We start from the raw sequence: 8,511 nt of genomic DNA, 5'->3' as shown, positions 1-8,511 counted from the left end.
GGCCGTCAGGCTGTCAAAAGCGCATTTGCGTTACTTTCGCAGAAAGTAACAAAGGCTCGCCGCTTGCGCGGCGGAAAAGGGAGGAGGGATTGATTTGAAAAGGACAATCAGCGCCATGGTGGGCCAAGGATCGGTGAACCATAACAGTAGAAAATTCCACGCCAAGAACACTGACCCGGAACGCTCCCACTTGAATATAACCTACTGCCAGGAGAATATCAAGGCGGTGTACCATGAACTCTTTGACGAGGCTCTGGAACGGTACAACGCTAAACAAACCAGGGCCGACAGAAGGATAGAGGATTACTATGAGAAGATCCGCTCCGGCAAGCAGGAAAAGCCGTTCCATGAAATCATCCTGCAAGTGGGCAATCGAGATGATATGAGCGCCGACAGCGAGGAGGGACAGCTTGCGGCAGCGGTTTTGGACGAGTACATGAAGGGCTTTCAAGAGCGCAACCCCCAACTCCGGGTGTTCTCTGCCCACCTCCACATGGACGAGGCTACGCCCCATCTGCACATTGACTTTGTACCATTCACCACCGGGAGCAAGCGAGGGCTGGACACGAGGGTATCTTTGAAACAGGCGTTAGCGGCCCAGGGTTTCCAGGGCGGCACCAGAGGGGACACAGAGTGGAGCCAGTGGGTGCGCTCGGAAAAGGAGCAGCTTTCCCTGGTCATGGAGCGCCACGGGATTGAGTGGGAGGACAAAGGCACCCACGACAAGCACTTGTCTGTGCTGGACTACAAGAAAGAGCAGCGGGCAAAGGAGATCGCCGTTCTGGAGACGGTCAAGGCGGAGAAAGAAAACCAGGTGGAGAGCCAGGAACGGCGGCTCAAAGAACTTGCCCCGGCGGTGAAAAATATGGAGCGGTTGGCAGCGGATTTCTCCGCCAATCCGGAGGAGATTTTGCCGGAGCCGGGAACGCTGGAAACAGGCCGGGCCTACCGAGAGAAAAAGGCAAAGCCCCTGCTGGCCCAAATCGTCAAGGTGCTGCGCTCCCTGTATCTGGCCTATGTGGAGCTGCGGGGGAAATTTGAGCGTCTGCAAGGGGACTATGGCCGGGTGAGGGAGAGCAACATCCGCCTGTCTGATCGATTGCAGGAGGTCAAGTTGGAAAATAAGGCCATGCGGCAAGTCTCCGCTGACTATGAGCGGGTCAAAAGGGCCTTTGGCCCAGAACAAGTGGACAGAATATTAGAGGCAGCTTACCAGCAGGAACATGCCGAAAAGGAACGGAAACGGGCCGCAAAGTCAAAAATTCGGATAGACGCACGATAATCACCAAAACCGGGGAGGGTATTCCAGTGAATACCCTCCGGTTTTATTTGTGGAATCGGTAAAATGATTTCTTGTTTTTTAGAGCGTACTATGATATACTGCTATTATCCTGATTTGAGGAGGCTATCAAATATGCGGCAAGGTATTCTTAAATAAAATTTGATAATGGGCGCAAAAATGATTGCCCCTTGCAGGGGCTTGGTTTTTGTACCCAATTTTAAGAATACTTTTGCCTTTTTAGTAAATATCGTGACGGACCGCGGCTTATGTAAGTCGTGTATGTTTCTGTGTGTCCGAAGTCATGATCCCCAGCGGTAAAAGTATTAGCCGCTGGGGATTTTTGCGCCCATTCGGGCCTTGTATGGAGGATAGACATGAACATTATCAATATCGGGATTCTTGCCCATGTAGACGCTGGAAAGACGACCTTGACGGAGAGTCTGCTATATGCCAGTGGAGCCATTTCAGAACCAGGGAGCGTCGAAAAAGGGACAACGAGGACGGACACCTTGTTTTTGGAGCGGCAGCGTGGGATTACCATTCAAGCGGCAGTCACTTCCTTCCAGTGGCACAGATGTAAAGTTAACATTGTGGATACGCCCGGCCACATGGATTTTTTGGCGGAGGTGTACCGCTCTTTGGCTGTTTTAGATGGGGCCATCTTGGTGATCTCCGCGAAAGATGGCGTGCAGGCCCAGACCCGTATTCTGTTCCATGCCCTGCGGAAAATGAACATTCCCACCGTTATCTTTATCAACAAGATCGACCAGGCTGGCGTTGATTTGCAGAGCGTGGTTCAGTCTGTTCGGGATAAGCTCTCCGCCGATATTATCATCAAGCAGACGGTGTCGCTGTCCCCGGAAATAGTCCTGGAGGAAAATACCGACATAGAAGCATGGGATGCGGTCATCGAAAATAACGATGCATTATTGGAAAAGTATATCGCAGGAGAACCAATCAGCCAGGAAAAACTTGCGCGGGAGGAACAGCGGCGGGTTCAAGAAGCCTCCCTGTTTCCGGTCTATCATGGCAGCGCCAAAAAGGGCCTTGGCATTCAACCGTTGATGGATGCGGTGACAGGACTGTTCCAACCGATTGGGGAACAGGGGAGCGCCACCCTATGCGGCAGCGTTTTCAAGGTTGAGTACACCGATTGCGGCCAGCGGCGTGTCTATCTGCGGCTATACAGCGGAACGCTGCGCCTGCGGGATACGGTGGCCCTGGCCGGGAGAGAAAAGCTGAAAATCACAGAGATGCGTATTCCATCCAAAGGGGAAATTGTTCGGACAGACACCGCTTATCCGGGCGAAATTGTTATCCTTCCCAGCGACAGCGTGAGGTTAAACGATGTATTAGGGGATCAAACCCGGCTCCCTCGTAAAAGGTGGCGCGAGGCCCCCCTCCCCATGCTGCGGACGGCGATTGCGCCGAAAACGGCAGCGCAAAGAGAACGGCTGCTGGACGCTCTTACGCAACTTGCGGATACTGACCCGCTTTTGCGCTGCGAAGTGGATTCCATCACCCATGAGATCATTCTTTCTTTTTTGGGCCGGGTGCAGTTGGAGGTCGTTTCCGCTTTGCTGTCGGAAAAATACAAGATTGAAACAGTGGTAAAGGAACCCACCGTCATTTATATGGAGCGGCCGCTCAAAGCAGCCAGCCACACCATCCATATCGAGGTGCCGCCCAACCCGTTTTGGGCATCCATCGGACTGTCTGTTACGCCGCTCCCGCTTGGCTCCGGTGTACAATACGAGAGCCGGGTTTCCCTGGGATACTTGAACCAGAGTTTTCAAAACGCTGTCATGGATGGGATCCGTTACGGTCTGGAGCAAGGCTTGTGTGGCTGGAACGTAACGGACTGTAAGATTTGCTTTGAATACGGGCTTTATTATAGTCCGGTCAGCACGCCGGCGGACTTTCGCTCATTGGCCCCGATTGTATTGGAACAGGCATTGAAGGAATCAGGGACGCAGTTGCTGGAACCTTATCTCTCCTTCACCCTCTATGCGCCCCAGGAATACCTTTCCAGGGCTTATCGCGATGCGCCGAAATACTGTGCTACCATCGAAACGGCCCAGGTAAAAAAGGATGAAGTTGTCTTTACTGGCGAGATTCCTGCCCGCTGCATACAGGCATACCGTACTGATCTGGCCTTTTACACCAACGGGCGGAGCGTATGCCTGACGGAACTGAAAGGGTATCAGGCCACTGTCGGCGAGCCGGTCATCCAGCCCCGCCGTCCAAACAGCCGCCTGGACAAGGTGCGCCATATGTTTCAGAAGGTAATGTAAAGATACATAATCGTCAAGACGGCAACAATCAGAAGTTATGGAGGGTAACAATGGAATATCGTAAGGAAGATTTAATGGAAGCAAAAAAGCAAATTTTGGGAGTGGGAGAGAACATGGGAACAGAGGAAAGTAAAAAAATCTGGGAGGAGAACGCACAATTTTGATACTAATAAACTTACAGCCGAAAATAGCAGGTGGAATATTAACATATTTGCGAAAGTTTTTCCTGCGAAATCACCTCAAATACACCCTACTATATCTGAATTTGCCGAGTGGGAGTAATTCAGCGCATTATCGTAAGGTTTTAGCAGGAGCTGTTCTGACATAGCCCCGCATGGTCTTGAGGCTCTTTGAGTCGACAGGAAAAACCACCAAGCCACAAGCGCAAATGAGTTCAATCGAGGGGTTTCCGACCCAGTTCGGAGGCCCCTCCTCTCGTACATATACCCTGCTGGAACGCCCCTCTTAAGTCCAAGCGCACTTTATCGTGAGCAAAGAATTCTCTGTGAAAATGGTATCCACCTGCGAAAACGCCTTACTCGACTCGAAGGTGGTACTCACAAGCAGTAATGAAGAGCGTTTTTCCCGAAGTTTTGGTACTCATTTGGTACTCACTATTCTGGCGGGGTTGTTCCAAGGGGCGCGGGGAATCCCCCGCAGCGGGAGCAGGGCGTGCCGCCGCTGGTGGTAGGGGCCCCGGGAACCCCTCAAGTTCCCGGGGCCCCAAAAAGATTTCGGCCCCCGCGCGTCAAAGATGTGTAGCGGAAGCAAGAGCCTATTGTCGTGAGTTTGTACGTACACAATAGGCAGCTTGCTACTGCTACGTTTTGCGCACGCGACGTGAAGGATAGCAAGTCCTATTGGCATGGTTGATATACACAATAGGCTACTTGCTAATCCTGACTTCTTCGCTGCGGGCGCCGATTGATGAAAGCATGAGTGCGCGTACTCGCCACATGAAAGTTGCTCCGTGCTGTACGCACGGAGCAACTTGCTGCAAACGACATCGGGTCGACGCCCTCGCTTAGAACGCCGCGCATAGCGCCTCTTAATTCGATGTGCATCGGTGGGATATAATGCAAAACGAGCAGCCGGCGATTTGACCGCGTCTTCGAGGCTGCAGGTTACGTAGAACGGAAACCCTCCCATGGCAGACAAAGGCAAAGCCCTGCCCTACGACAAGAGCGACAGGCAATCCATCCTTCATTACGTTCTCGATTTGAGGGGTTCAACTCTTAGCTGGCGGAGAAAGCCGGGTTGAGCGAATCTGCGCTCAGGAGCTACGAGCTGGGCAACAGGCATCCGAAAGATGCCCACATTAAGCTCATCGCGAAGGCTTTGGAAGTGAGGCTCGAGGCCTTCGCCGACTGCCGCATTCGGACAAGCCAGGAAGTCATCCATCTCACTTTCAACCTTAAGGAGAACTACGGGATCGTGCCCATCGACGGCCAAGCAGCAGTAAAGGGCACGGGCAAGCATCCCGAAATTGCAAAGGCGTTTCTCGATTGGGGCGAGGCCCACTCGAAGCTCGAATCCGGAGAAATGAGCCAGGAGGAGTACGAGATCTGGAAGGATTCGTATTCGCCATATATACGAGCTATCTGATCATTGCTTTTCCAGTGCAAGATTGATTATCGAGTTATTGGAATTGCAGCTTTAGCACAAACGTGGTTTGTAGAGGAGCAAGAATGGAAGAAGTACTTGCTATTTCGAATCAACCTTCGGCCATGGAATTATGGCAAGGAATCGGAGGCCATTTTGATTCGCTAGGACAAATTGTCAACGAATTTCTTGATAACAGCGTTTCAAACTTTGCGGCACATGAAAGCGCAACGAGGAACATTCTCGTCCGGCTCACGGAGCAAACAGCCGGTGGTGATGTAGTTGTAACAATCGAGGATACCGGAACTGGAATGAAGGACCTAGATTCTGCATTTACCTTGGGAAGTCAGGCCGCTGGGGAGACGCCGCTAAATGAGCATGGTTTTGGCCTTAAACACGCTTTGGCATCTGCTAATCCGGCAAACGATGCCTGGTCGATTCTTACGCGAACCGTTGACGATTTGAATCTCGGCCGTTTCAAAAGGATTTCGGCACCCTACGACATCGTTGATTATACTGGCGAATATTGTCCTGGCACCGAGTGGCCAGGACACTACAACGGGACTGGGACCATTGTCCAATTCCGTTGTTCTAGGGAAATGTATCGAACATTAGGACGGGGCATCCGAGGTGGTGCAACCGCTTTTGTCACTCTGGCCGATATTCTTTGTGAGGATATAGGTTTTGTCTATGCCGGTGTAATTTCCGATGGCATCGCAAGTATCACGCTTTCGGTTGAAGAATTCGAAAAGAACCCATTTATGCGTCCGATTGGAGCTGTCGAACCAGACTGGGCTGATTGGCTAGGGCCAGGTCGAGGGTCTGAGGATTATGATCTTGGCGGCGGAAAAGTCACTATTTCTTATGCATTTGGCCGCATAAACAGTAAGCCTGATCGAATTCAGTTCGATAATTCTACAACCCGCAAGTATTACATGCGCAATATGTCTTCTTCGGGTGTCGAAATTAGAATCAATGGCAGAGTTCTGTGCTCGAATCTCTTCAAGGAGATTTGGGGTATCGAGAAGCATAATTCATACAACTATCTGCTCGTTGTGATTGACCTAAAATCTCAAAATGGCAAAGCTCTGCCAAAAACAAGAACTTCAAAAAACGGCTTGCGCGAAGGCGATGCAAAACTCGAAGCGCTCTACGCTTGGATTCGCTCAAATATGCACGAACCACAAAAGGATGTTTCGCTTTCCGATCACGAAACTGATTTGTTCGAAGAGCTGAAAACAAGGATGCTCCAATACAATCCAGACCCCAACAAAGTTATCGAAACGGAAATGCATGTCTTCACTTCTACCGGAAATGCGAAAGATAGGGTTCGGATTGATCTCTACGAGAAGACGCAATATGGCGTAACCATTTACGAGGGCAAACGCGACTCGACAACGAGTAAGGACGTTTATCAGCTTCGCATGTATTGGGATGGACTCGTATATGACGGCATTACTCCAACGAAAGGTGTCCTTGTCGCCATGGATCACCCAGACTCTGTTAAAGGCCTCATCCAGATAGTCAATACCATGAAAGACGCTTCGGGAAATAACTACCATTTCGAAACAAAGACCTGGAAAGATTGCGGCCTTGACTTAACAAGTAGATAGCAGATTTCAAGAGGAAGTGCAGCAACATATCAATCAGTAGCGTGAGCTCGCATGAGAGAACGCCGTGAGTACCAAATGAGTACCAACGAAAACACACGTGAAGTCACGAGAGCGCATGACGTGAAAATGGACTTGCATGGCATGTGCTCTAGTTGTTCTAAGAAAACAGAGTGGGAGTAGGCCGATAGGGCTTTGACCTGCACTTTTGAGTGCCGCACTGTGCCGCTGAGTTTCGTTTCGTACGAAGGTCATGGCAAAGCAGCCAGCGACGGCGGTGAGTAAATACGGTAATCGAGGCTTATAGGACAAAAAGTGTGTCTCATTTAGGGGCATCGGCGCAGGTCGATGCCCCTTTCTCGTTCGTTTAAATTCGTCGGCCCTATTTAAGCACTCGGACAAAATGTGTGTCCTCGCGCTCGCCGTTCCTCCAGATGGATAGCCTTTTTCGGAAACGTTAAAAACCTTTCGGGAGGGGTGCGCCATGAAGGCGGTCAAATGCGCTTGCTGCGGCGGGTCGATGAAAAGGAACGGCAAGACCTCGTCGGGGGCCCAGAGATGGAGGTGCGCCGCGTGCGGCGCTTCGGCCACCGTGCGCTACGACGACGCGGCCGCCCGCCTCGAGGAGTTCCTGTCGTGGTTGCTGTCGAAGGGCACGCAGCTCGAGATGCCGGGCGCCGGCCGGACTTTCAGGCGCAGGACCTCGGAGTTCTGGGAGGTTTGGCCCATGCCCGTGCCCGACGGGGAGCTCCACCGCGTCCTTTTCGTCGACGGGATCTGGCTCGCGGAGCGCCTGGTCGTGCTGATCTGCTGCAGCGGCGAGCGCGTCGTCTCGTGGTACATGGCGGAATCCGAGAACTCGAGGGCGTGGTCGGCGCTCATGGAGCCGATACCGGCGCCCGACGTCGTGGTCACCGACGGCGGGAGCGGCTTCGCGAAGGCCGTGCGCGCGACCTGGCCCCGGACCAAGGTCCAGAGATGCGTGTTCCACGCGTTCTGCCAGGTCAAAAGGTGCACGACGACAAGGCCGAAGCTTCAGGCGGGCCGGGAGCTGTACGGGATCGCGCTCGACCTCATGCATATCGAGACGCTGCACCAGGCGGAGCTGTGGCGCGAGCGCTACCTCGACTGGTGCGGCTTCTGGGCCGACTTCCTCGAGGACACCACGCTCGTCGACGGGAGGCGGGTCTACACCCACGAGAGGCTCAGGAAGGCGAGGAGGTCGCTGTCTGTATTTGGTAACGTCTGATTTACGAAAATGGTAAAGGCCGCTTTCCATTCCGGTAAACGAAAATTTTCCGAAATGGTAAGGCCCGCGCCGACCGCCGCCTTGGACCGACAATTGTCGATGCGATCCGATTTCGACATTAGGAGGTCCGGAAAGGAAATGATCGGCGTGGACAAGGTAGAGGATATCAGGAGGAGGGCCAGGAGGGGCGAGTCGGTCAGCGGCATAGCCGCCGCGACCGGCGTCTCGGGCCCGACGGTGAGGAAGTACATCGCGGCGGGGGACCTGTCCCCCAGGCCGCCGGCGACGCGCGGCAGGACGTCGTCTCCTATGATGGAGCCCTACGCCGAGACGGTCGAGGGATGGCTCAGGGAGGACTTGCGCGTGTGGCGCAAGCAGCGCCATACCGCGAGGCGCATCCACGACAGGCTCGTCGAGGAGGAGGGCTTCCAGGGTTCCTACGAGACGGTCAGGAACTTCGTCAGGGCCGCAAGG

Annotated in this window: 5 protein-coding genes and 1 pseudogene; all 6 read left to right on the top strand. The window is 53.1% G+C overall.

Annotated features, from left to right (window positions below; translation table 11 throughout):
• Positions 1-94 precede the first annotated feature (94 nt).
• Complete coding sequence (locus HMPREF9452_RS09270; protein WP_228275371.1) at positions 95-1,282, top strand: plasmid recombination protein; 1,188 nt, start codon at positions 95-97, stop codon at positions 1,280-1,282.
• A 374-nt stretch (positions 1,283-1,656) separates the two neighbouring features.
• Positions 1,657-3,576 carry a tetracycline resistance ribosomal protection protein Tet(W) gene (gene tet(W) / locus HMPREF9452_RS09265; RefSeq protein ID WP_009141881.1) on the top strand — a complete coding sequence of 640 codons (1,920 nt, stop codon included), beginning with the start codon at positions 1,657-1,659 and terminating at the stop codon, positions 3,574-3,576.
• A gap of 1,239 nt (positions 3,577-4,815) precedes the next feature.
• On the top strand, positions 4,816-5,181 hold the full coding sequence (locus tag HMPREF9452_RS09260) for a helix-turn-helix domain-containing protein (RefSeq protein ID WP_083821927.1): 366 nt from the start codon (positions 4,816-4,818) through the stop codon (positions 5,179-5,181).
• An 83-nt stretch (positions 5,182-5,264) separates the two neighbouring features.
• Positions 5,265-6,791, top strand: a complete 1,527-nt coding sequence (locus HMPREF9452_RS09255; RefSeq protein WP_009141878.1) for an ATP-binding protein — start codon at positions 5,265-5,267, stop codon at positions 6,789-6,791.
• Between the two features lie 481 nt (positions 6,792-7,272).
• A complete protein-coding gene (locus HMPREF9452_RS09250) occupies positions 7,273-8,037 on the top strand; it encodes an IS1249 family transposase (RefSeq protein ID WP_009141877.1) in 765 nt (254 codons plus the stop codon).
• Between the two features lie 147 nt (positions 8,038-8,184).
• A pseudogene (locus HMPREF9452_RS09245) lies at positions 8,185-8,511 on the top strand (IS21 family transposase); the annotation flags it as partial.

Origin of the sequence: Collinsella tanakaei YIT 12063 (genome assembly GCF_000225705.1) — a bacterium.
GTDB classification, from domain to species: Bacteria; Actinomycetota; Coriobacteriia; order Coriobacteriales; family Coriobacteriaceae; genus Collinsella; species Collinsella tanakaei.
The sequence above is the reverse complement of the archived record's forward strand: the minus strand, read 5'-3'. Positions and strand labels throughout refer to the sequence as shown.

Excerpts from the sequence above, each read along its gene's own strand:
- HMPREF9452_RS09255 (WP_009141878.1), top strand. The coding sequence starts at position 5,265 with ATGGAAGAAGTACTTGCTATTTCGAATCAACCTTCGGCCATGGAATTA.
- HMPREF9452_RS09250 (WP_009141877.1), top strand. The coding sequence starts at position 7,273 with ATGAAGGCGGTCAAATGCGCTTGCTGCGGCGGGTCGATGAAAAGGAAC.